The organism is Enterococcus canintestini, assembly GCF_001885735.1.
Lineage (GTDB): Bacteria > Bacillota > Bacilli > Lactobacillales > Enterococcaceae > Enterococcus_C > Enterococcus_C canintestini.
The window spans coordinates 56,302-79,919 of record NZ_JXKG01000004.1 but is presented as its reverse complement, the minus strand read 5'-3'; the positions used below and the strand labels follow the sequence as shown (position 1 = coordinate 79,919).

The following is a 23,618-nucleotide window of genomic DNA, read 5'->3' as shown; positions in this document are numbered from 1 at the left end:
CTTAGCGCCTCCTATTTATTTCTTTGCTTTTATTTTAGCGGTAGTAAGACCTACAAACAATAAATGCGCCTAGTAAACAGTTCCAATTAAAATAGTCAGCCACCGCCATTTTTACTACTATAAATGAAAGTTTGTGGAATTTGACAGCTAGGACATATGTCTTATGACAAATAGCCGTTTGCAAATTGTTTTAATTGTACGGGCTGAATAATTTCATAACCCCCGGCTACTTTTAATAAAATACCGTCTGTGATTAAATCATTTAGTAGGCGAAACATATGGCGATAACTCATACCGATTGTAGCAGCCACATCGGTTAAATTATCAGTGAAAAAATTTTTATAAGCCGACTGCAAAATATAGCCACATAGGCGTTGTTTGCCGGGATAAAAAGCCGCTGATAAAAAATTTTCAGAGCTTAACAAAAGCTTTTCTGCTAAACCTTTGGCCATCTGGTTAAGAAAAAGCGTATTCTGACGTAAATACGTTTCATTAGGTAAAATTGGCAAGGCGATACACTGAAAATTAGAAAGTGCCACCATAGTCGTAGCCGCTTCATCTTTATTCATCGCAAACTCCATATCCCCAATAATTCCATCTGAAATATAATACGCTAAAACTAAATTTTTACCATTATCGGCTAATGTACAGACTTTGGCTTTACCAGCTAATACTATCAGCAAACGATCGAATAACCCTCCTTGGGTAATAATCGTTTCCCTTTGGTCAAACTGCCACACTTCACACCCTCGTAAACAATCTTTTGCCAAGTTCCACTCGGTTAAAATCTGTTCTTGTTTTGCACCAAGCAACTTTTTTTGCAATGTATCCGCCTCCAATCTTTTTTATTATGACATATGTCCTATTAGAAGAAAAATAAAAGCAGTTAAACTAATTATAGGAGGTGAGGAAGATGTTACGATTTATCGTTTTATTTGGTATCATCACCGCTTTTTTACTCTTGATCAAATTCATGCAAGTTCAGTTTCAAAAAGGGACGCGTAACTATCATGAACAATTGGCTCATTATGAAAATGCTTGGCAAAAACAAGTCATCCGCCATGCCTTAAGAAGATAATAAAAAAGAAGCTGTTTACTTAAAAAAGCAAACAACTTCTTTTTTTATTCTGCTTTATCAAAAGTTATATTTTCATGTTCGTAAACAAACCCTAATAGACTGACAAAGCCGACAATTAATACCTCTAAGTTTTCTTTTAAAACTTTAACGGCAAAAATGTAATTGTCCTGTTCTTTTGTAACTTTTACACTGGCAATTTTTTCATTTCCTCTTGTTATATCAAAATTCTCCCCTAAAAAAGCCCCCGCAAGCGCTAACTTTTCACCTTTAATTTCATAGCTAGTACGGAAATTTTGCATGTCTTTAACAATACTAATCTCATTGTAGGCATTTAATTTCAAAAATAAGCGAGGTAAATCAACATAGCCCATACTGTAACGTTTGCGTTTTATTTCGCCTAGTTTTTTACCGTCTGATTGATACAAATAATATCTTTTTCTAGTTGGTAAGGTTAAAACTTCAGAGACGTAATACACTTCTTTTCCGTCGGCTAAAACTTGATATTTTTTTTCTGTGCCATTCCCTTTTTGAAACGTTAACTCCTTCATTTTCTTTCCCCCTTAACCCGTTGTCACTTTCATTATAACGCGAAACACCCATTGCGAAAACGGATACACTTATTTTTCTAAAGCTGTCATTAGCTGCATAACAATCGGATAATCTTCATTGATACTGCCGTCAAGATTATCACTCATTAAAGAAAAATCAAATTTTTTATATAAAAAAATAGCATCATGACTCCAAGTTTGGGTATGGAGATAAATGGTTGGCTCTTCTTTCATTAATTTTTGAAAAAGCGTTAATATCTGGGCCACTAATGCCGTTGCCAAACCTAGACCTTGATATTCAGGCTTCACAGCTAACCAGTGGAATAAAGGATAGTTTTGCCTTTGTATTTGTTTTTGCCAAGCAGTACAAGTAGCGACTTTTTCTCCATTTGGCGCCACAATAAAAAGCATTTGCTGCGCTAATTTTTCTTTATAGGGGGCAAAAGTACGTCGAAAATAGGTTATGGCATCTGATTTACTTTCAAATTCTAAAACACTCGTTTCAATTTCAGCCCATGCTTTTTCATCGCCTACCTGATAAAACTGAAAAGAAAAACCACAAGGAAGATTTGCCGTTGCCACCGGTAGCTTTAATTGCCGTTTCATCCAGACTTCATGATAAGGGATTGATTTATCCAGCATACCTTTTCACTCCTTTTAAACGAGATCTTGAGCTAGACGAACCATATCTTTTAAAACAAGCCCATTTTCAATAATTGCTTCTTCATAATGACGTACAAAAAAGTCTTGCTCTATGTGCGTCATGCGAAAACCACATTTTTGATACAAGTAAAGTTGCGCAACTCCAGTTGATCCGGTTCCGATTTCTACTCTACGAAATCCCACTTGCTTACTCCAATTCAATGCCTCAGCTATCATTTTCTGAGCCAATTTTTGACCACGAAACTTTTTTGCCACTGCCAAGTTCATAATTTCCACAGTTTCTGGCCGTGTGGCTAATAAAACAATAACACCTGCGAGTTCCCCATTTTGATTTAGTTCAAAACATGTGCTGCGACTGGTATAGTCTTTGACTATTTTTTTAGCAGGATCTGCATCTAATAATAATTCCCAATGAGCAAGCGTAATGGTAGTAAATTTATTTATCTTCAAGTTTCTCCTCCACCCTATAGGTTGAGTATTTGCCTGGGGTAACCCCTTCATACTGCTTAAACATCCGAATAAATGTATTTACATTTTGTACTCCCACCGACTCAGCAACTTCACTAACTTTCATTTTTTTCTCCGTTAATAATTTTTTTGCATAATTTACTTTCAATTGATTTAAATAACTTTTAAATGTAATGCCTGTTCTTTCTTTAATCAAACGAGATAAATAGGATTCTGTTAAAGCAAAATTTTCAGCTAAGTCAGATAAAGAAAGATCTTCTTTGTAGTGTATATCAATGTATTCCAATATACGCCTTATAATATCTTGTGTTTCTTCTTCATTCTCTTCAGCAACTGTAAATATTTCTTGAAATAACGTCAAAAACACTCTATAAAGTTCTTTAGAATCTGTACTGATTAGTTGTTCAAATAATGTTTGATTATTAGTATAAAAATCTGCAAAATTAACTTCCAACAATTGTGTAATTCGTTTTATTGTATTGATTAAAGACTGCTTTAAATCTTCTAACGCATGTGTGGTGAGTCTTTTTTCAATATAATTTGTTCGTAAAATATTTTCAACTAAATTATGAGCTTCCTCAATTTTACGTGCCTTTACAAGATGAACGAGTCTTTGCTCGGCTTCAACTGAGTAGACAAAATCGTTTCCCTTGTCCAAAGAACGATTGATAATAATTTGTTCCGGTTTAAAAAGACTATCTACATTTAGACTAAAAACATCTCTAAAAACTGAAGCAAAATCTGTAATAGTATCAAAGGGAACTGATAGAAAAAATTGACTTTCTAAGTGAAGGCTATTCGCCAAAAGATTACGCAATTCTTCGATTCTTCTCAAAACATCAGCTTGTTCCTTAGTAGAATAAATTAAAGCAAATCGTCCAGATTCAATTGGCTGGACGTATAATTTAACGCTTTTCGTATCTGTCCCATATTCAATAATCCGTTGTCGTGCTTTTAGCAGTTCTCTTTCTTTTAAGTTTTCTTCATCTTTTGAACGCCCTTTAATAGTTAAAATTGCAACTAATCCACCTGATTTTAAAGATTCTAACCCCACGCTAGAAGCAATTCTTTGAAGATCATTAGGAGGATATTTTCCAAGTAGAACATTCTTGAAAAACATTTCTCTAATATCTTCAATATTTGAGGCTTGAAAGCGATCATAATTCGCACGTCCAGTTTTCAAATCTTCAATTTTCTTCAAAAGAACTTCCACGTTTACGCTGCCATTATCATCATGTTGAATTTCTGATATTATTTTACGGTAAGGACGATAATTAGTTCGACTAAAATATAATGTCAGTATTGAACCTAATAATAAAGAGGCAATTAAAACGACAACGATAACCCATACAGTATCTAAGGGTAGACGAGTTAAATTTTTTTGAGGAACAATATAAATATAGGCTAGTGATGGAACGATATTAGAAAACTTCCAAAAAATAGAATTATCTGACTCTACTTTATGTCCGATTAGGTTCGAATTTTGAGGTTTTATGGGAATCAATGAAGACAAAGTACTAACCTCATCCTCAAGATTCTTTTTACCTGCTTCTGAATCTTGAAAATACAGCTTCCCTAATTCGTTGATATTTTCTTGTCCACGAAGCCGTTGCTTATCCCAATTCACAATAAAGTATAACGAAGCAGGATTATCTGCTTGGTAAATTTTTCTTAATAGATAAATACTTTGATTTACAGTAATAATACGAATTCTATACCGATCATCATCATTAAAAAAATCTCGGATTTCAGGATTATCTTTTGGTATACCAATAAAATTCAAATAATCATCAAAATCAAAATAACCATTCAATCCTACAACTTTTTGATTTTCTCCTTGAGTAATTCCCAGATTATAACCTAACTGATAGCCTGAAAAAAGATTATCTTTCATTTGATCGAATATATCTGAAAATAGCGCATAATTATTCTGTGTTACATCAGCTAACTCTTGAATTTTTTTATTGTCAGCTAACATTTGTGTGGAATCAATTGCTGTTTCAATTTGCGAATCAATACGTGCTCCTTCTCTTTCTAAATAAAACTCTACCTCAACTGTAGATTCATAACGCTGACGGCTCAATTCTTTAGAAATAAAAACAAAAAGTAATAAAACTGTATATAAAATAATAATGATGGAAAAAGAGAAAAAAATCTTTTTGTATATTGTATTCCTCATTCGATCCCCCCATTGAATTATGGCACAGTTTTTATACTAAAAAAAGGCGAAAAAGACAACGGTTTCAAAAAATATCAAAAATTAAATAATATATTTATTTTCGATTAATTTTTTATGCCGTTGTCATTCCATCAATATATTCGTATCGTCTTTACTTCATATGGTGATATTTCAAAAGCTAGGTGCCCTTTATTATGATCATGCTCATCTAATTCTAATAAATTTGTCGAATTCCAGTTAACGTCTTTCATTCCCAAAATTTCAAATTTACTACGACCACCAGAATAATCATGAACTCGCAAAATAAAACCTTTCCCATTTTCAGCTTTTTTTATCGCATCAATTGCAATACCACCTTCAACTACTAGTTGTATATCTGGCAGTATATGTTCATCTTGATTTAAGACAGTTATAGGATTATTAATTTCCCATGCTTCTTCAACTGTTCCCCCTGAAATACAATCACCACTATGAGGAAAAATACTGTAAGTGAAACTATGATGCCCATGGTCAGCTTCAGGATCAGGATATATACCACCTTTTAATAGCGATAGCCGCATCGTATTTTCTTTAATATCATAACCATATTTACAATTATTCATTAAGCTAACTCCATAATCTCTTTCAGATAAATCAGCCCATTGATGACCTACAGTTTCAAATTTAGCCATATCCCAACTTGTATTCCAATGAGTAGGCCGTTTAACATTTCCATATTGAATATCATAAGTTGCTTCCGTAGCTCTTACATCAACTTCAAAAGCTACCTTCAATAACCGTTGTCGTTCTGTCCAATCCACATCTGTAATGAAATCAATTCGTCTTGAATTTGCGTAAAGACGTACTTTTTGGGTAAGTTGTGATTTACCAATTTCAGCATCAAAGGTAATCTCTACAAAAAACTCATTATTCTCAGTCAACGTATAATTTGTGAACGGTATTTCTGTCATCTTTTCTTGATAAAAAATATCAATATCCCATGCGTCGAAGTCTTTAGGTTTATCTTCAAATATTTGTAATTGATTACCTTTTCCTTTCAACACCTCGCGCTCATAATCTTTATCATAAAGACTGGTAAAATGACCATTATCATTCCATTTTAAAATATAATGAGTAGTTTCTACATAATTTTCTTTCACGACTCCGGTTACTTGCGATGCTACTATTACGTCATCAATTGGCGTTAAAAGTCTGTCGGAAAGTGCTGATAACTCTGGAATATAAATATATTTTTTATCTTTTACTCTAACTGTAGAAAAAATATTTCCTTGTTCATCTTGATAGTTATTTGCGCTTTCCAAAGGGATAGAAGCAAGTGTATCTCTTGACCATGCAGCAGTATTAATGAGCAGTAATTTATCGGTTGACTTGTTTAATTGCTGATGTAAATTTTGAATCTCTCTTTTAACAATACTAAATTCCTCCTTGTGATCTTGATAAACCTCTTTAATAGAGGAGCCGGGAATAATATCGTGAAATTGATTTCGTAGTAAAATCTCCCAGAGTTCAAAAAGTTTTTCTTTAGGATAGTCATAGCCCTTAGATTCCGCAAACGTGTATAAAATTTCTAATTCACGTAGTGCAAGCTCGGTTTTTCGATTCATTTTTTTTACATAACTTTGAGATGTATATGTTCCTCTATGGTATTCTAAATACAATTCTCCATCCCATTTATGCACATAATGGTCTGTTTCGCTAAAAGTTTCTTGTAATTTTTCAAAGAAATCTTTGGCTTTTCCTGTCTTAACTTTTGGTAGGCCTGCGACCCGATTCATTTGTCTGCGCTTTTCCAACATATCTCGTGTAACACCACCACCTCCATCACCATGCCCATAAGAAATTAAAAGATTAGAATTAATATCTTTATCCCTATAACCTCTATAGGCTCCCAACACCGTTTCTGGTTCTAGAAGTCCATTATACGTATAAAACCATTCAGATGCCCAACTAGCATGCGGTTTAGGTTCCGGGGTTGTAATAAAATGAGTTAAAATTTCACTACCATCCATTCCTTTCCAAATGAAAGTATCATGAGGCATCCGGTTAAATTGATTCCAACTAATTTTTGTAGTCATGAAAGTAGTAATACCACTCTTCTTTAAGATCTGTGGTAAAGCCCACGAGTATCCAAAAACATCTGGCAACCATAAATAATTAACTTCTTGGTCAAATTCTTCTTTAATGAATTTTGAACCATGTAAGATTTGCCGGGTCAATGATTCGCCACTTGGAATATTACAATCTGATTCCAACCACATCGCCCCGTCAACTTCCCAACGTCCCTCTGCGATGCGTTTTTTAATTCTCTGATATATCTCCGGATAGTCATTTTTTATATACTTATATAGTTGCGGTTGAGTTTGTAAAAATATATAATCTGGATATTTTTCCATTAAGCGTAATACTGTGGAAAAGCTTCGAACCGCTTTTTCTCTTGTATGTTTTAAACGCCATAACCAAGCTACATCAATATGAGTATGACCAATTGCCGTAATCTCAACGTTATCATCTTTATCAATTTTATCAATATTTTCAGATAAATAACTTTCTGCTTGCTCAATTGAAGCATAGAATTCATCACTTCCAGGATATGACCAATCGATTTTAATAAATGCTCGATTTAACACATCAAGTAATTGATATTTGATTGGGTCATTATCGTTTAATTCCAAAATAGTATTCAAGACAACGTCAGACAGATAATATAATTCATCAGTTTGTTCATCTAGCACTACTAATTCCGCTCTTTTGAATTCATGCCGTTGAATTTTTTCTGGTCCACCTCCTTCAAGTCCAGACCACAACCGCAACGATACTGTAATTTCCTTTCCATATAAACTATCATCTAAAAATACTTCTTGATGATTACTATCCACACCTTGGTAGGGATTACCATTGATAAAAAGAAGTGATTCAAACCCAGAATTATATCCACCACCAGTTCTACCAAAATCAAAAAGAAATAGTAGTCTTCCACTATTAGGAATTTTTATCACTTGCTGAATCCAAAGATAGAAGTCTCGCCCACTCCAATGCTCTCCTAATGTAAATGTTTGCCAATCGTTAAAACTTACTGGTGGATATTTTTCTCCTTTTGTAACATCCTCTTTAATAAACCAGTCTTTAATTGCTACCTTTCTCCGATAGCGGAACTCTTTTAAGCTATCGATTCGTTTGCGCAACTTATCTTCTACAAATGTAAAATTCATCATCCTTTTGTTGCTCCTCCCATACTAAAGCCTTTAGACATGAAGTTTTGTGAAATAGCATATAAAATTACAACTGGTAAAGAATATAAAACTGAAAAAGCCGCTAATCGACCATAATTAACCATTCCAAAATTACCAAAGAATTGAAAAATTGAAACGGAAGCTGGCATTTTATCTGGAGATTGAATTAAAATATACGGTACAAAAAAATTTCCCCAACTTCCAGAAAATGTAAATATCCCAACTGTAAAAATTCCAGGCAACATTAATGGAGCAACAACTTTTTTTATGCCTTGCCAAGTAGACGCGCCATCAATCCATGCCGATTCCTCTAAGTCAAGTGGAACTGAATCCATAAAATTTTTCATCATCCAAATTCCGTAGGGTAGTGACGAAGCTGTTAAAAAAAACGTAAGCGCTAATAGAGAATCCTGGAATTTTAAGTATAAAAACATTTGAAACACTGGAACAATAACCGCAGTCATTGGTAATGATGTCATAAATAAAATCGTCATCATAAATGATTTTTTATACCGAAGTTTATAGCGCGAAAGAGGGTAAGCGGCCAATACACAAAGAGCAACTACTAATAAAGATTGACAGCCTGAAATTAATAGCCCAATACCAAAAGAACGAATTAACCCTCCATCAGTAATAATTGAAATGAAATTTTCTAAAGTAAAACTCTTAGGTACCTTTAACGCCTGTATTGCTCCTGTATCAACAGATGCAAAAAGCATCCACAATAATGGAAGTAAAAATAAAATTCCTAATAATGTTAGAATGATATAGTGAATTGCTGTTTCAATTTGATAACTTCTTTTAACCATTTCATTCACCTACACTTTCACTTTCAATGTTTTCATATAAATAAGGCTTGCTATCGCTCCTAGTACCAAAAGAACTAAAGAAATAGCTGTACCATATCCTAATTGATAACTCACAAATGCTTGTTTATACATAAATACTGGTAAAGTAGCAGTACTCACCCCAGGGCCTCCACCAGTCATTGTATAAATTAAGGTGAATACTCCTAAAGTCTGTAGTGTTACCAACATCAAGTTTGTTGCAATTGTACCCTTTACCATTGGAATTGTAATTTTGGTCACAATCTTCCAGCGGGATGCACCATCCATAATAGCTGCCTCTTCTACTTCTTTCGGAATATCATCCAATGCTGATTGGAAAACCATCATTGAAAAAGCAGTTCCTCGCCAGATATTTGCAATAATCACGCTAACCATAGGGAAAGTGAATAACCATGCTACAGGTTCAATATTCAATATCCCTAATACCCAATTAGCGGTGCCGCTCTCACTAAGAAATGCTACCCAACAAAATGAAACAACGACCTCAGGCGTAACCCAAGCTGCGATAATAATTAATCCAATTATTCTTCGAAAAGTTTTATTTTTTTCTCGCATCAAAAATGCAATTAGAAATCCTAAAAAACATTGACCCAATACTGCCGAAAAAAATACAAAAATAATTGTATTCCATACACTAGTTCGAAATTCTGGATCTTGAAACATACGTGTAAAGTTTTCAAAACCAATAAATTGTAATTGACTTGCTTCTGCTCCCGTTAATGCTAGATTTGTAAAAGAAAAAACGAAAGTTAAAATCATGGGGCCAATAAAAAATATTAACAATAAAATCCAACTAGGCAACAAAAAGAAAATTGACTTTAAATTATCAGATAGTGGCGCTTTCTTATTTTGGAATGGTTCCATCAATCCGTTTTCCATATTTCTCACCTTCTTAAGTAAAAGGCGGCTACTAAGCCGCCCCAATATTATTTTTTAATATTCTCTTCTCCTACAATTCTCGTCACATTCTTTGCATAATCTTTTGCTGCTTGTTCTGGCGTTTTTGAGCCTGTCGCTACAGACTCCACCATATTTTGAATTTCAACAGATACATTTGGATACTTATCATCAGCAGGGCGAAAATGCGCATTTTTTAAGAAACTAGTAGCTTCTGCGATAAACGGTTGATCTTTGTATTCTGGTAATTCTGCAGAATCATCACGCACTGTTAAATTTCCTTCTGCAATGGCACGTTTTGCTTGTTCTTCTTTACCACCTAGTGCTTGCACAACTTTCCATGATGCCTCTTTATTTTTAGCTTTTGCAGGGATTGCCCATGTCCAACCACCAGACATTGTAGTGGTTCCCGGTGCATCACCATTTTGTGTAGGCATAGCAGCAAAACCAAAACGTTCAGTCATATTTTCAACCGGAGTTGCTCCAGATTCAGTCCAATTTCCCTGACTCCAAAATCCATCCAATAGCATAGCTACTTCATCTTTAGGAAATTTTTCTTGGAACATTACAGAACCATAGTTACTATTAATAGCAATTGATAAAGATGGTCCTAATTTTTTCTGATTATAAATTTCATCAATAAAGTTTAACGAGTCCAAAATACCTTGACTATTTACATCCCATTTTCGAGTTTCTGAATCAAATAATTGGTCTTTTGTTCCGTATAACAGCATCTCAAAAGTTTGCATAGAAACAGACTCTCCATTTGCCTTTGCCACTCCCATACCAAAGGGAATCACTTTAGGTTGGGTTTCCTTCACCTTTTCTGCTGCAGCTACAATATCTTCCCATGTTTTTGGCTGCCAGTCTTCAGGTAAACCTGCCTTTTTAAAAACATTCTTATTAAACCAAATCCCCCTAGAATCTGATGTTCCCGGAATAGCATATAATTTTCCATCTTGGGCAATAGATCCCGCTTTCAAATTTTCAGTATACTTACTCCAATCATCCCATTTTGCTACGTAGTCATCTAAGGCAGTCAAGTATCCTGCATTAGCATCCGAGTTTAACATAAATGAATCCTCGGCAACAATATCTGGAGCTGTACTCTCTGATTGCATTGATAAAGCAACTTTAGAAAAATAATCACCTTCACTTGCAGTGATAGAAGACGGTATTACTTTAATATCTGGATTATCTTTTTCAAACTTTGGAATAAATTCTTCTTCTAAAAATTTCTGCATTTTATCATGATCTCCAGTATTACGCCACGTAATCTTAATTTCTGTCTTCCCATCTTTACTAGCAGAACTTTCTTTTGACTCATTCCCACATCCTGCAATTAAAAGAGGAACTACTAATAAAGACGTAAATAACGCGATTTTCTTCATTCTTAAGTTTTTCAATTTTCAAACCTCACTTTAACTATTATTTAACTATTCATCACTAAACAACTAATTTCGGCCGCAAGTAGTTGTAAGCACTTACAATATTACTTAAGTATACAAAAAGCTCAATCATTTAAAAAAATAATTATCATCAAAATTTGTATTGAATTATAAATTTTGATGATAAAATCACTTTTTGATGATAATTTACTATATTAAAAAGGCTGTAAAAATCATTACTGATTTTTACAGCCTTTTCAGTGATTAATTGCATTAAAATTTTGAATTGCAAACTTTTTTATTCCAGGTCAATTTTTACATTCACCGTTTGGAGCGGCACATCATAAAATGGGTCTTCCCGTCGTCCTAAGAAATCTTTGGCTTGTTGGGGGAAAACAGCATAACTTAATACATCTTCAGTTGATTTTGCGTATTGCTTAATTTCTGCTTCAAATTCAGGCAGTTGTGGCGCTAATAAATCAGCCGGGCGTTGGGTAATAACTGGTTCATTTCCAATAATTTTTTCTTTAATCTCTGGTTTAATGGCAACAGGAGGTTTACCATACAGTCCCCGCACGTAATCTTTGATTTCGTTTGGCACTAGCTTGTATCGTTCTCCAGCTAAAATATTCATTAACGCTTGGGTTCCCACCATTTGTGATAGTGGCGTTACAAGCGGCGGATAACCTAAGTCGGCGCGGACTTTTGGCACCTCGGCTAAAACTTCATCATATTTATCAGCATTGCCTTGTTCGGTTAACTGACTTAAGAGATTGGATAACATTCCACCAGGCACTTGATAAATTAAAGTTTTAGGTTCGGTATCTTTTACTTTAGGATTTAATAAGCCTTCATTGCGGAAATGATCGCGAATTGGATTGAAATAATTGGCAATTTCTTCCAATTTATCCATTTTTAAGCCTGTATCAAAACCTAATCCAGCTAATGCAATAGCGACAGATTCTGTCGCTGGTTGACTTGTCCCACCGGAAAATGATGAAATGGCAGTATCAATAATATCTGCGCCGGCTTCTGCCACTTTTAAATAGGTCATTTCTGAAATACCACTTGTAGCATGGGTATGAACTTCTAGTGGTAATGAAATACTATCTTTAATGCGACTGACTAATTCAAAACCAGTAGCTGGTGTTAAGACTCCCGCCATGTCTTTAATACAAATTGAATCTGCCCCAAGTTCTGCCATTTCTTTGGCTAAACCGACAAAATAATCAACTGTATGAAAATCACTAGTAGTGTAAGAAATTGCTGTTTGGCAATGTCCGCCAGCTTCTTTACAAGCTTCAATTGAGGTCTTTAAGTTACGCGTATCATTTAAAGCATCGAAAACACGGACAATATCAATGCCATTTTCAACTGATTTCATCACAAACTCTCTTACCACATCATCTGCATAGTTTTTATATCCTAAGAGATTTTGTCCTCGTAATAACATTTGTAACTTCGTATTTTTTACTTCTTTACGAATAAGACGTAATCTTTCCCATGGATCTTCATTTAAAAAACGTAGGCAAGAATCAAACGTTGCGCCTCCCCACATCTCCAATGAATGAAAGCCCGCTTCATCCATTGTTTTGATGATTGGTAACATATCTGCTGTTGGCATCCGGGTGGCGATTTGACTTTGTTGGCCGTCCCGCAAGACCGTTTCCATAAAACGAATTTGTTTGGTCATTCCACTACTCCTTTCCCTGTTCAATTATAGTGATAATTTTTGCTTGCATTTCTTCAATCGTATGGATTCTAGCTCGCCCACAGACCTTGGCATCTTGATTGCAAATAAGGCATCTTCTAGCCGGAAAACCTAAATCTTGTCGACTGATTGATTGTATTTTGTCATCTTTTAACCACAAAACATCTAAATCTACCAGCCGTCCTTGAGAATTCTTTTCTTCAATTTCAACCATTTTTCTTTTTAATAGTTCTGGAGAAATTTCGGCTAACAAAAAAAATTCTAGGCCAGTTTTACGCGAAAAATAATTTGTTTCAATGATAAAGAAATCTTTTAATTCTTTACGAACTGTTTCGACTAAAGCAATAAATGTTTTTTCCAAAGCCGGTGTGTTTTTAACTGGTCCAGGAATATTCAGCGTGGCTGAAAGTAAACTTGCCTGCGGACATTTGGCTAGTAGTGCTTGTTGCAATGTCACTCTTTGTTCTCTAGCAGCTAACATTTCTGATAGAGTAACCATTTCCCCTTGAAAATAATTAGACATTTTTAACCACATCGATAATTGAGCCATCGCGATATTCAATTAAAGCGACAACTTTATCACCATATTGAATCGGTTGTGGTGTGCCGACGATGCTATAGGCTTTTTCTTTTAATTCTTCAATCGTAAATTGTGGCACATCTAACTTTTTGAAATGTTCGATTAAATCTTGACGCGCTGGATTGATCGCAATCCCAACTTCTGTGACCACTACATCGATACTTGAACCTGGCGTTACAACTGTATTCACTTTGTCTACAATTGTAGCGATGCGCCCCCGAATAATCGGCGCAATAACAAGACTCATTTTGCATGCCATTGAAGTATCTGAGTGTCCGCCTGAAGCCCCACGAATTACACCATCAGAGCCGGTAATGACATTCACATTAAAATCAGTATCAATTTCTAATGCTGATAAAATTGCTGTATCCAGTTGGTTAATCACTGAACCTTTACTTAGAGGTGAAGCATACATGTTGGCATCAATTTCATAGTGGTTTGCATTTTTTCCTAACGAAATCGCAGACGGATGATCAAAATCTTGGACATCGATAATTTTTTCAACTAAACCTTCTTCTAATAATTCCACCATCGCATTGGTAATTCCACCTAGTGCAAAGCTCGCTTTAATACCATCTTTAAGCATTGCTTCTCGCATAAAACGAGAAACAGCTAATGCTGCGCCACCAGTACCTGTTTGGAAAGAAAAACCTTCTTTATAGTATGGTGAATTAGTAATGACTTTGGCCGCATATTCAGCAATTAATAATTCTTTAGGATTTTTCGTAAAACGCGTAGCTCCTTTGGCAATGCCGTTTGGATCACCAATTGCATCGACTTCGACCACGTAATCAACATCCGTTTGAGGAATACTGATTGGTGTATTGGGATAAGGCATTAAAGTATCTGTAATAATTACGACTTGATCAGCATATTTGGCATCGATCATCGCATAACCTAAAGAACCACACGTTGCTTTACCCACAGTTCCGTTGGCATTACCATATTCATCAGAGCTTGGCGCACCTAAAAATGCTACGTCAATATGCACATCGCCAGCAGCTATCGCTCGTGCCCGTCCACCATGGGAACGAATTACAACTGGATTTTCCATAATACCTGCTGAAATAGCAGCGCCAACTTTATCGCGTAAACCACTGGAAGTAATATTTGTTACTACGCCATTTTTAATATGATCAATCAACGGTTCATGAACGTTAGCAATAGAACTTGGTGCAATCGACAAATTTTTAATTCCCATTTTGGCGATCTCGGCTAAAACCATGTTCATCACAAAGTCACCTTCACGGAAATGATGGTGAAAAGAAATTGTCATCCCATCTTTTAAGCCTGTTTTTTCAATCGCTTCACGAATACTTCCTAATAATTTAGTATCTCTCGGTTTAACGGGTTTAATTTTACGACTTGATTCTTGGTATTCTTTGATGTTGGCTAATTCCCCTTCAAAAACACCGTATTCATCAGCAAATTGTGTTGGAATTTCGCGACCTAATTTATTTGTTGTCATTTTAAATATCCTCCTCGGAAATCAACTTGGCAGCTTTTGCTAACGCAATAACACGTTCTGCCCGTTCTACGATAGGTTTATCTACCATTTTTCCGTTAACTGAAATAACACCAGATCCTTTGGCTTCGGCTTCTTTAATGCCCCAAATGACTTCTTTTGCGTCTTGAATTTCTTTTTCAGTTGGTGCATATACTTTATTGACAAGCGGGATTTGACGCGGATTAATGACTGACTTACCGTCAAAACCAAGCTGTTTAATCATTTCCACTTCTTTTAAAAAGCCTGCTTCATTATCAACATCGGAATAGACTGTATCAATTGCTGCAATTCCTGCTGCTCTAGCAGAATGCAAGATAAAACTACGAGCAAAGAATAATTCTTGTCCATCTGGATAACGTCGGGTACGCATATTGGTGACATAATCTTCAGCCCCTAAAGCAATCCCGATTAATCGGGACGATGCTTTGGCGATTTCCCTTGCGTTTAATACGCCTTCAGCTGATTCAATGGCTGCCATCATTTTAGTAGTCCCCACAGTAATACCATTAGCTTCTTCTACTTTGGTGATTTCTACATCGACGTCAACAATATCTTGGGCTGTTTCTGTTTTGGGTAGTCGAATGACATTGACTCCGGCTAAGACCATTGCCGCAATATCTTGCACACCCACCGTGTCCAAACTATTAATGCGGACGACAGTTTCAACACTACTGTAGTCAAATGTTTTTAAAGCAAAGTGAACCAATGTCCGAGCAGAATCTTTTTCTTTTAAAGAAACCGCATCTTCTAAGTCGAACATAATGGAATCTGCTCCATATAAAGGTGCATCTCTTAACATCGCCGCATTAGCTCCAGGTACAAACATCATTGTTCTTCTTAAGCGTTCCATGAGTCAATCTCCTTCCAGTCGTATGCTTTTACTTCACTAGCACGATGAACCGCCGTTAAAGTGCGCGCTTGAATGGTACAATCTAATGCCCCTTTATCAATCGCCGTTACTTTAGCAGCTGTTACCCCCAAACGATTTAGCGTTTCAGTAATTAAATCGCGAATTTGTTGCCCATATTGTTTTTCAACACTACTGTCTAATTCAATCACGATTTTTTCTTCTTGGTTTGGAGCGACCGTGACCATAATGTCACTAGACTCTACAGTACCAGCTACTGCACTTTTTTTGATTTCCACAATTTTCACCTCAAATTTTATTTTTATCTTTCAAATAAGCAAAAACATTATCCGGTAAAAAGGACTCTACAAGCGACTCATTGTGTTCTTTTAGGGCTTGTCGCACTTTAGTGGCGCTGACGATTTCACCTTTAATAGCCAGACGAGGCAAGATAGTCAGTGACAATTCCGGATCGAAGACTTCTTTCATGGCTTCATTATAAATATTGGTTACTTTTGAATACGGTTCTTCACCAACAAAGCGTTTTTTGATATGCAGAACCGGCGCAATTCGTTCTTTAAAAAGTGTTGCATCTAAGTGAGCTTGAACGCGGGCAATATTTAATTGGGCTCGGTCTTTTAAAAAGTAGGCAGGAAAGGTTAAAGATGAAACCATATAATCCCGTGCAGGTAAAACTGTTACATCTTCAAATTCTTTTAAACCTGCTTTTACTAAGGCAAAGCGTTCGGAACTTTTAAACTCTGATTTTTCTTCTGAGACAACAAAAACATAAACATGATCGCAAACTTTACGCGCTTGCTCTACTAAATATTTATGTCCCAAAGTAAAAGGGTTGGCATTCATGACAATGCTACCGTTTTGCCCTTGACGATCAAACTGACCAATTTCATGGAGATAGTCAGTAAAATCAGGATTTCCTTGTTCCATAAACAATACTTCTTTTACACTGATGATTTTCTTAAACCCCAAAGAGCGAAAAATCACTTCTTTATCTGGTTTGGTGTAAACAAAATAATGAAAAATGTTTTCTTCATGTAAACGATCGATTAGATGCACAATAATTTGCGTCAATAAGTTTTCTGATTGATAACTTTTACAAACCAGCAAATACTTAATGATATTATTTGCTAAAGAACCAGTGGCAATTAACTTTTCCCCGTCATAAATACCAACAGTATAAGTGGCATCATCTTCTGGAAATAAATCGCCAGTTTTTAAAAATTCACGCCACTGCTCATACTCTTTGGCATCTTTTGCTAACCAGAGTCTTTTTTGTGTCAACATCTTTTCTCACCTGATTACTTTTTTATTTTGGCGGAAATAATTTCGCCAATAATTGTGAAGCTGCGTAAATAATTAAAATTACAACAAAAACGCCACCCCAACCAAAGCCTAATAATTCAAACGCAATTTTTAAATCTTCAAACATGGTTATCCTCCTTTTGTAGTCAGATTACTTTTCTTCTGCAATGATTAGACTAAGAGTGCTAATAACAAGCCACCTGCAATAACTGAAGCAATCTGACCTGAAACGTTCGCACCAGCAGCATGCATTAAAATAAAGTTTTGTGGGTCTTCTTCTGTAGCCATTTTTTGAATTACCCGACTGGACATTGGGAAAGCTGAAATACCGGCAGCACCAATCATTGGGTTTACTTTTTCTTTTCTAAATAAGTTTAAGACTTTTGCAAAAAGTACGCCGCCAATTGAATCCATGACAAAGGCCACTAAACCTAAGCCGATAACGATTAAAGTATCTACTTTTAAGAAATCATGAGCTTGCATTTTGACAGAAATTGTTAATCCAAGCAATATACTCACAAGATTTACTAATTCATTTTGGGCAGAAACAGATAAACGATCTAATACGCCACATTCTCTTAATAAGTTACCAAACATTAAAAAGCCGACTAAAGGTAATGACACAGGAGCAATTAAGCCTGCGACAATTGTAATTACGATTGGGAATAAAATTTTAGCGGTTTGAGAGACTGCACCAGCGTGATAAGTCATCCGAATTTGACGTTCTTTTTTAGTTGTAACAGCCTTAATCGCCACTGGTTGAATGATTGGTACTAACGCCATGTAAGAGTAAGCCGCAACCATAATTGCCCCCATATATTTGGAATTTAAGGTGTTGGCAACAAAGATTGAAGTTGGACCATCGGCAGCACCGATAATTCCGATTGAAGCTGCATCGTTAATATCAAAACCAAGCAAGACCGCTACGATAACAGTAAAGAAAATACCAAATTGGGCCGCAGCCCCAAATAATAGCAAGAATGGATTTTGTAATAATGGGCCAAAGTCAATCATGGCACCAATCCCGATAAATAATAGCAATGGGAATAATTCTGTACTGATACCGGCATCAAATAAAACTTGAAAAGGACCAGCCTCGCCACCTGCTTGTAAAACACCTGAATTAGGGAAGTTTACTAAAATTGTCCCTAAGCCCATGGGCACTAATAATGTTGGTTCGTATTCCTTTTTAATTCCCAAGTACATCAACAAACCACCGATAAGCATCATCACAATTCTGCCCGGCTCTTGTCCCATACCGATAATTCCTTCTAAAAGAGTTTCCACTTCGTTCACTTCCTATTTTAAATTTTCATTGCCAAACCATTAACTAAATGTAATTAACGCTTCTCCTGGATTTACCATTTGTCCTTGTGTCACGTGAATGCCTGTTACAGTACCAGCTTTTGGTGCGACAACTTCATTTTCCATTTTCATCGCTTCTAAAATCATCACCGGTTGATTTTCTTTCACTTCATCGCCAACGTTTACTAAAATTTTCAAAATCGTCCCCGGCATTGGTGCAGTCATCGCATCCGCACTTGCTGGTGTCGTAGCCTCAGGTGCTTTAGCTGCTGGTTCTTCAGGACTACTTGTAGCAGCAATTGGTGGTTCAGTGACAGCTTGTGGTGCCGGCTGTGGAGTTGCCGGTTGTGGCACGCCACCAATTTCTTCCATCTCTACTAAATACTCTGTTCCATCAATTGAAATTTTGAATTTACGTAACATAATCATTCTCCTCTGCGTTTTTTATTTTTTGATAATTTTTTTAACGATCATCTGACTATCTGCTTGTTCTCCCGCAGCGATGCTTGCTGCGATAACAGAAACTAACTGGGCCTCAGGATTGCGTTCCAAAATTTTTTTGACAACAAACTGACTATCTGTCTGCTCACCGGCCATAATCGCCGCGGCAATAACACTGACCAATTCATAGTTTTTGGCATCTGTTTCAATATAAGCGGGTACTTCTTGCCCAACTGCTAGATCATTTTCTACTATTGGTTCCGTTTTCACCGGTGTGTTTTCTATTCCTTTTTTCTGCCGGAAAAAATCCCATAATCCCATCGACTCACTCCTTTCTTTTTTATCTACTTCCACCTTTAGAAATACAGTAATTTGAAAAATTTAAGGTCACGAATTAATAACATCTTCATTATAGAATGATTTACTACCATGAGAAGTTTTGCTTTGCGATTAAATTGTTCTTTTGCTGTTTCAAAATCCCCTTTTTTATTAAAAACGCTTTACAACGTTGATTTAAAAGCATTTTACTCGCGTTAAGAATTTATTAATAACTTTTTAAGTACCTGCTAAGATTTAGTAAATCAAATTGTTTTTTTGGTGTTCCTTTTAAAAAAGTTTGTTTTTTTTTAGAAAATCATTGTTTATGATGTAAGCGTTAGCAGAAATATTGTGAAAATTTGCATTTATTAGCCGGCTTGCAAATGATTACGTTTAACTGCAACTAAAAATAGGCTTTTGAAAGGAAGAAGGAAATGTTACTTACAATTTTATCCTATCTCATGATTATCGTCTTCATGTTTGTGATCATGAAAAAGAAATTATCTCCCCTTACGTCATTAGTTATTATTCCTTTAGTTTTTGCATTAATCGCGCTTGCAGCAGGTGTAACCGCGCCACCAGTAGTAGATGGCGTAGCCGGTAGTAACAATATCGGTGACTGGGTGATGGAAGGTATTAAAACGACCTCTAACACCGGGATTATGTTATTATTTGCAATTCTTTATTTCTCTATCATGTTAGATGCTGGTTTATTTGATCCTATCACCAAAAAAATGATTCATTTTGCTAAAGGTGACCCGATGAAAGTTTTGATCGCCACCGCAGTTGTAGCCGCAGCTGTTTCATTAAATGGTGACGGTACCACAACTACTCTAATTTGTTGTTCTGCTTTTATTCCAATTTATAAAAAATTAGACATGCGCTTAATGAATCTTGGTGTTTTGGTTATTTTACAAAATACTATTATGAATTTATTGCCTTGGGGTGGTCCAACAGCCCGCGCAATGGCTGTTTTAGATGTTGGTGCTGAAATCTTAGCTTACTTAATGCCAGGGATGATTATTTCTGTTTTATTCGTTATCTTTATAGTAGCACCTCACATGGGACGCCAAGAAAGAAAACGCTTAGGTATCAAAGAATTATCCGATGCTGAAATTGAAGAAATGACTGCTGTAACAGACCCTGAAACAATGGCGATTCGTCGGCCAAAACTTTTTGCCTTTAACGGTATTATGACGATTATTTTAATCGCTTGGTTAGTTTTAAGTTCTTTTGCTGATCAAATCGGCTTACCCGGCTGGTTTGCCCAACCGCCTTTGTTTTTATTCTTACTAGGTACTTGTATTGCCTTAATCGTAAACTACCCAGTTTTAAAAGATCAGTCAGCACGAATTGGTGCTAACGGTGGTGATGCGGTGCAAGTTGTAATCCTTGTTTTTGCCGCTGGTGTCTTCATGGGTATTTTCCAAGGTTCCGGTTTGGCTGAAGCATTGGCGACAAGTTTCACTTATATTATTCCAAAACAACTGGCAGGTTTCTGGGGAATTGTGATCGCCTTAATTTCTGCTCCTGGTACTTTCTTTATTTCAAACGATGGGTTCTACTTTGGGGTTATGCCAGTCTTAGCAGAAGCAGGCCGGGCCTATGGCTTTACTAATATGCAAATGGCACTTGCCTCATTAATGGGACAAGCATTCCACTTATTGTCACCGTTAGTAGCGTTTATTTATTTATTACTACGTCTAACCAAACTAGATATGGGGCAATGGCAAAGAGAAGCTGGTAAATGGGCCGCTTGTATCTTCATCATTTTCGTCGTGACGATTATGTTATTTGGGCACTTACCTTTTTATATTCCACAAAAATAAAAGCAAAAAGCCGAGCCAGCTTTGACTCGGTTTTTTCTTTTTAACGATTCAATACTATTTTAATATCTGCTATGCTAAATTCAGATATTGACAAAACACTGGATTAAAAATATGATGAGCCCGAGAAATTCACTCCTACGACAAAAGACAACTAATAAAAGGATGACTGATAACGATGAACGAAACGATTGCCGCTGTAAAAAACAACTTAGACTTATCGCAAAATCAACCCTTAAAACTTTCTATTTACGAAGCCTTTCGCAAAAGCATAATTCTCGGCCAAATTCCGGCAGGAGAGCGTATCAACGAAAAAGAATTTTCAGAAACGTTAAATATCAGCCGAACTCCGATTCGTTATGCTCTTCATCAATTGGTGGAAGAACAATTAGTTGAACATGTTCCCAGAGTTGGCATCGTCGTAAAAGGGATTAGTATAAAAGATGCCCATGAAATTTATGATATTCGCAAGTCTTTAGATACGCTAGCCACCATTAAAGCCATGCAGTTAATGACGCCAAAAGATTTTGATGATTTACGGGCGCTATTAGCAGAAGGCGATCGCTTAAATCAAGCAGATAAAGTGGATGAGGTATTACAAAATTTTTCTGATTTTAACTCCTTTATTTACGAAAAAAGTCAAATGAAGCGTTTAAAAACCATCGTCACTGATCTACAAGCCTACCTCGTCTATTTCCGAGACATTGCCATTCGCTCTTCAGAACGACGTTATCGCGCCTTAGAAGAACATTGGCTCCTTTATCGGGGGATGGTCACAAATGATATCACCCAAGTTACTTTGATTACCCATGAACACTTGAACCATTCCTTACAATTTATTTTACAAGAAATGGAGTCTCATCAAATTGAATAAACAAATTTATCGTGTCGATGCCGCCGCCAAAAAGGCTTTGTTTTATGAAGTCGCCCTTTCTCCTAAGCCCGGCTTAGTCGACCGCTTAACCAATGGTGCACATCTAGATATGGACTTTTATCTCTTTATCGATAGCATTTTGGCCTTATCCCCTTATTTTAGCCAATATTTAAATGCCGGTTTCACCCATGACGGTGAAAAACGTGATTTATTTTCTGAACTACGAAAAATAGGGCAAGAAGCTGAAACAGCCATGTTCACTGCAACAAAAGGGGTCAATACTCACAAAGGCGCCAATTTTTCTTTTGCGATTTTATTAGGGGCTACGGGGCTTTATTTACAAAAAAATCAGCTCCCCTTCACAGCAGCTGACTCTGAAAATATTTTACAATTAAGTCGTGAAATCACCCAAGATCTCCTAAAAAAAGATTTTAAATATATTGAAAAAAAAGCAACCTTAACTCATGGTGAAAAACTCTATTTATTAAACGGTGCGACTGGTATTCGCGGCCAAGCAGCAGCAGGCTATCCTGCCTTAGCCACTCATTTATTACCTTATTTGCGTCAAAATCGTCAGTTACCCCGAGAAGAATTATTACTGCGGGCCCTCGTCTTTTTAATGAGTGAACTTGAAGATAGTAATATCTTACATCGTGGTGGAGAAGTATCTTTAGTCACACTCCAACGTGAGATGAAACAGCTCCATTTGGCTAACTTAGCACTCCCAGATTTGAAAAATGCGCTGATACAATACGACCAGACGCTGATTTTACGTAATTTAAGTCCCGGGGGCGCAGCTGATTTATTATCTCTTGGTATTTATTTTGCACTCTTAGAAGAATTATTTTAACTATTCTGTCACAAACGTATAACCGATTCCCCACACTGTCTGCAAATATTTTGCGTTTTTGGGATCTGCTTCAATCTTGTTGCGTAAATGATTGATAAAGACCATAATAGTGTTAGGATCGGTTTTTTCTTCATTCCAAACACTTTGATAAATTTGTTCTTTGGAAAAAACTTGATTGGGATTTTCCATAAAAAATTGCATCAATTGTATTTCTTTAGAAGACAATTTCACTGCTACGTCATTTTTGTACAGTTGATAGCGCTTTTTATCATAAGTAAATTCACCCAGTTTTAAAATACTACTGGTTTTCACTTGTTGACCAGTATGTTTTTTAATCACTAAACTGCGGTCTAAAGAAGCCAGCACTTGCGCTTTTAAAATAGCTGGCGAAAAAGGTTTCGTTAAATAAAGATCTGCGCCGGTTTCAAGTCCGGTTACGATATCTTGTTGTTTGGTTTTACCACTTAAAAAAATAATCGGTACCACACTATTTTCATTGCGAATCATTTGAGCTAAATGGTAGCCGTCGTTTTCATATTCTAAACTGATATCCAGTAAAAATAAATCAAATGTTACCCGACTCATGATATCTATCGTCTTTTCAATGGAATCACTCTGATAAATTAAAATACCGGTTGCTTGTAATGATTTCCAAATCAGACGGCGAATTGCTGGATCATCATCAACTACTAAGATCTTTTCACTCCGCATTATGAATTCCTCCAAGTTAAAATGAA

At 36.0% G+C, this 23,618-nt stretch carries 24 protein-coding genes; 4 read left to right on the top strand and 20 right to left on the bottom strand.

Annotated features, from left to right (window positions below):
• Positions 1 to 161 precede the first annotated feature (161 nt).
• Positions 162 to 824 carry a cyclic nucleotide-binding domain-containing protein gene (locus RU96_RS04125; RefSeq protein ID WP_071864269.1) on the bottom strand — a complete coding sequence of 221 codons (663 nt, stop codon included), beginning with the start codon at positions 822 to 824 and terminating at the stop codon, positions 162 to 164.
• Positions 825 to 913: 89 nt separating this feature from the next.
• Between RU96_RS04125 and RU96_RS13010 the strand changes: the two genes are divergently transcribed.
• Positions 914 to 1,078 (top strand): hypothetical protein, encoded by a 165-nt coding sequence (locus RU96_RS13010; protein ID WP_169818340.1) that lies wholly within the window; start codon positions 914 to 916, stop codon positions 1,076 to 1,078.
• A gap of 44 nt (positions 1,079 to 1,122) precedes the next feature.
• On the opposite strand, the gene RU96_RS04120 is transcribed toward RU96_RS13010, so the two are convergent.
• The 18 genes from RU96_RS04120 to RU96_RS04040 form a co-directional block, all read right to left on the bottom strand.
• Positions 1,123 to 1,626, bottom strand: coding sequence for an LURP-one-related family protein (locus RU96_RS04120; RefSeq protein WP_071864268.1), 504 nt, complete (start codon positions 1,624 to 1,626; stop codon positions 1,123 to 1,125).
• Between the two features lie 69 nt (positions 1,627 to 1,695).
• A complete protein-coding gene (locus tag RU96_RS04115; protein ID WP_071864267.1) occupies positions 1,696 to 2,268 on the bottom strand; it encodes a GNAT family N-acetyltransferase in 573 nt (190 codons plus the stop codon).
• Between the two features lie 15 nt (positions 2,269 to 2,283).
• The gene (locus RU96_RS04110) at positions 2,284 to 2,739 is read right to left on the bottom strand and encodes a GNAT family N-acetyltransferase (protein ID WP_071864266.1); all 456 of its coding nucleotides are present in this window, start codon (positions 2,737 to 2,739) and stop codon (positions 2,284 to 2,286) included.
• Complete coding sequence (locus RU96_RS04105) at positions 2,726 to 4,936, bottom strand: helix-turn-helix domain-containing protein (RefSeq protein WP_071864265.1); 2,211 nt, start codon at positions 4,934 to 4,936, stop codon at positions 2,726 to 2,728. Before RU96_RS04105 ends, RU96_RS04110 begins: the two co-directional genes overlap by 14 nt.
• 131 nt (positions 4,937 to 5,067) lie before the next feature.
• Positions 5,068 to 8,148 carry an alpha-mannosidase gene (locus RU96_RS04100; protein ID WP_071864264.1) on the bottom strand — a complete coding sequence of 1,027 codons (3,081 nt, stop codon included), beginning with the start codon at positions 8,146 to 8,148 and terminating at the stop codon, positions 5,068 to 5,070.
• A complete protein-coding gene (locus tag RU96_RS04095; RefSeq protein ID WP_071864263.1) occupies positions 8,145 to 8,975 on the bottom strand; it encodes a carbohydrate ABC transporter permease in 831 nt (276 codons plus the stop codon). The genes RU96_RS04100 and RU96_RS04095 overlap by 4 nt, the downstream gene beginning before the upstream one ends.
• Positions 8,976 to 8,984: 9 nt before the next feature.
• Entirely contained in the window at positions 8,985 to 9,893 is a 909-nt protein-coding gene (locus RU96_RS04090) for a carbohydrate ABC transporter permease (protein ID WP_071864262.1), read from the bottom strand.
• 47 nt (positions 9,894 to 9,940) lie between these two features.
• Positions 9,941 to 11,302: an extracellular solute-binding protein gene (locus tag RU96_RS04085; RefSeq protein ID WP_071864342.1), complete on the bottom strand. Its 1,362-nt coding sequence runs from the start codon at positions 11,300 to 11,302 to the stop codon at positions 9,941 to 9,943.
• 295 nt (positions 11,303 to 11,597) lie between these two features.
• Positions 11,598 to 12,992: an oxaloacetate decarboxylase subunit alpha gene (locus RU96_RS04080; protein ID WP_071864261.1), complete on the bottom strand. Its 1,395-nt coding sequence runs from the start codon at positions 12,990 to 12,992 to the stop codon at positions 11,598 to 11,600.
• Between the two features lie 4 nt (positions 12,993 to 12,996).
• A complete protein-coding gene (gene citX / locus RU96_RS04075) occupies positions 12,997 to 13,533 on the bottom strand; it encodes a citrate lyase holo-[acyl-carrier protein] synthase (protein WP_071864260.1) in 537 nt (178 codons plus the stop codon).
• A complete protein-coding gene (gene citF / locus RU96_RS04070) occupies positions 13,526 to 15,058 on the bottom strand; it encodes a citrate lyase subunit alpha (protein WP_071864259.1) in 1,533 nt (510 codons plus the stop codon). Before citF ends, citX begins: the two co-directional genes overlap by 8 nt.
• 1 nt (position 15,059) lies before the next feature.
• Positions 15,060 to 15,947, bottom strand: a complete 888-nt coding sequence (gene citE, locus RU96_RS04065) for a citrate (pro-3S)-lyase subunit beta (protein ID WP_071864258.1) — start codon at positions 15,945 to 15,947, stop codon at positions 15,060 to 15,062.
• Positions 15,935 to 16,243: a citrate lyase acyl carrier protein gene (gene citD, locus RU96_RS04060; protein ID WP_071864257.1), complete on the bottom strand. Its 309-nt coding sequence runs from the start codon at positions 16,241 to 16,243 to the stop codon at positions 15,935 to 15,937. Before citD ends, citE begins: the two co-directional genes overlap by 13 nt.
• A gap of 10 nt (positions 16,244 to 16,253) precedes the next feature.
• Positions 16,254 to 17,249: a [citrate (pro-3S)-lyase] ligase gene (gene citC / locus RU96_RS04055; protein ID WP_071864256.1), complete on the bottom strand. Its 996-nt coding sequence runs from the start codon at positions 17,247 to 17,249 to the stop codon at positions 16,254 to 16,256.
• 22 nt (positions 17,250 to 17,271) lie between these two features.
• Positions 17,272 to 17,394: an OadG-related small transporter subunit gene (locus RU96_RS13385; RefSeq protein ID WP_095006513.1), complete on the bottom strand. Its 123-nt coding sequence runs from the start codon at positions 17,392 to 17,394 to the stop codon at positions 17,272 to 17,274.
• A gap of 44 nt (positions 17,395 to 17,438) precedes the next feature.
• On the bottom strand, positions 17,439 to 18,554 hold the full coding sequence (locus RU96_RS04050) for a sodium ion-translocating decarboxylase subunit beta (protein WP_071864255.1): 1,116 nt from the start codon (positions 18,552 to 18,554) through the stop codon (positions 17,439 to 17,441).
• 39 nt (positions 18,555 to 18,593) lie between these two features.
• Positions 18,594 to 18,995 (bottom strand): acetyl-CoA carboxylase biotin carboxyl carrier protein subunit, encoded by a 402-nt coding sequence (locus RU96_RS04045; RefSeq protein ID WP_071864254.1) that lies wholly within the window; start codon positions 18,993 to 18,995, stop codon positions 18,594 to 18,596.
• Between the two features lie 21 nt (positions 18,996 to 19,016).
• A complete protein-coding gene (locus RU96_RS04040; protein WP_071864253.1) occupies positions 19,017 to 19,334 on the bottom strand; it encodes a hypothetical protein in 318 nt (105 codons plus the stop codon).
• Between the two features lie 431 nt (positions 19,335 to 19,765).
• Here RU96_RS04040 and RU96_RS04035 point away from each other — a divergent pair, with 431 nt between their 5' ends.
• The 3 genes from RU96_RS04035 (at position 19,766) to citG (ending at position 22,881) form a co-directional block, all read left to right on the top strand.
• The gene (locus RU96_RS04035) at positions 19,766 to 21,160 is read left to right on the top strand and encodes a CitMHS family transporter (protein ID WP_071864252.1); all 1,395 of its coding nucleotides are present in this window, start codon (positions 19,766 to 19,768) and stop codon (positions 21,158 to 21,160) included.
• A gap of 175 nt (positions 21,161 to 21,335) precedes the next feature.
• Positions 21,336 to 22,031, top strand: a complete 696-nt coding sequence (locus tag RU96_RS04030; protein ID WP_071864251.1) for a GntR family transcriptional regulator — start codon at positions 21,336 to 21,338, stop codon at positions 22,029 to 22,031.
• Positions 22,024 to 22,881, top strand: a complete 858-nt coding sequence (citG, locus tag RU96_RS04025) for a triphosphoribosyl-dephospho-CoA synthase CitG (protein WP_071864250.1) — start codon at positions 22,024 to 22,026, stop codon at positions 22,879 to 22,881. Before RU96_RS04030 ends, citG begins: the two co-directional genes overlap by 8 nt.
• Here the strand turns inward: citG and RU96_RS04020 are convergent, their stop codons facing one another.
• Positions 22,882 to 23,592: a response regulator transcription factor gene (locus RU96_RS04020; protein ID WP_071864249.1), complete on the bottom strand. Its 711-nt coding sequence runs from the start codon at positions 23,590 to 23,592 to the stop codon at positions 22,882 to 22,884.
• Between the last annotated feature and the right edge of the window lie 26 nt (positions 23,593 to 23,618).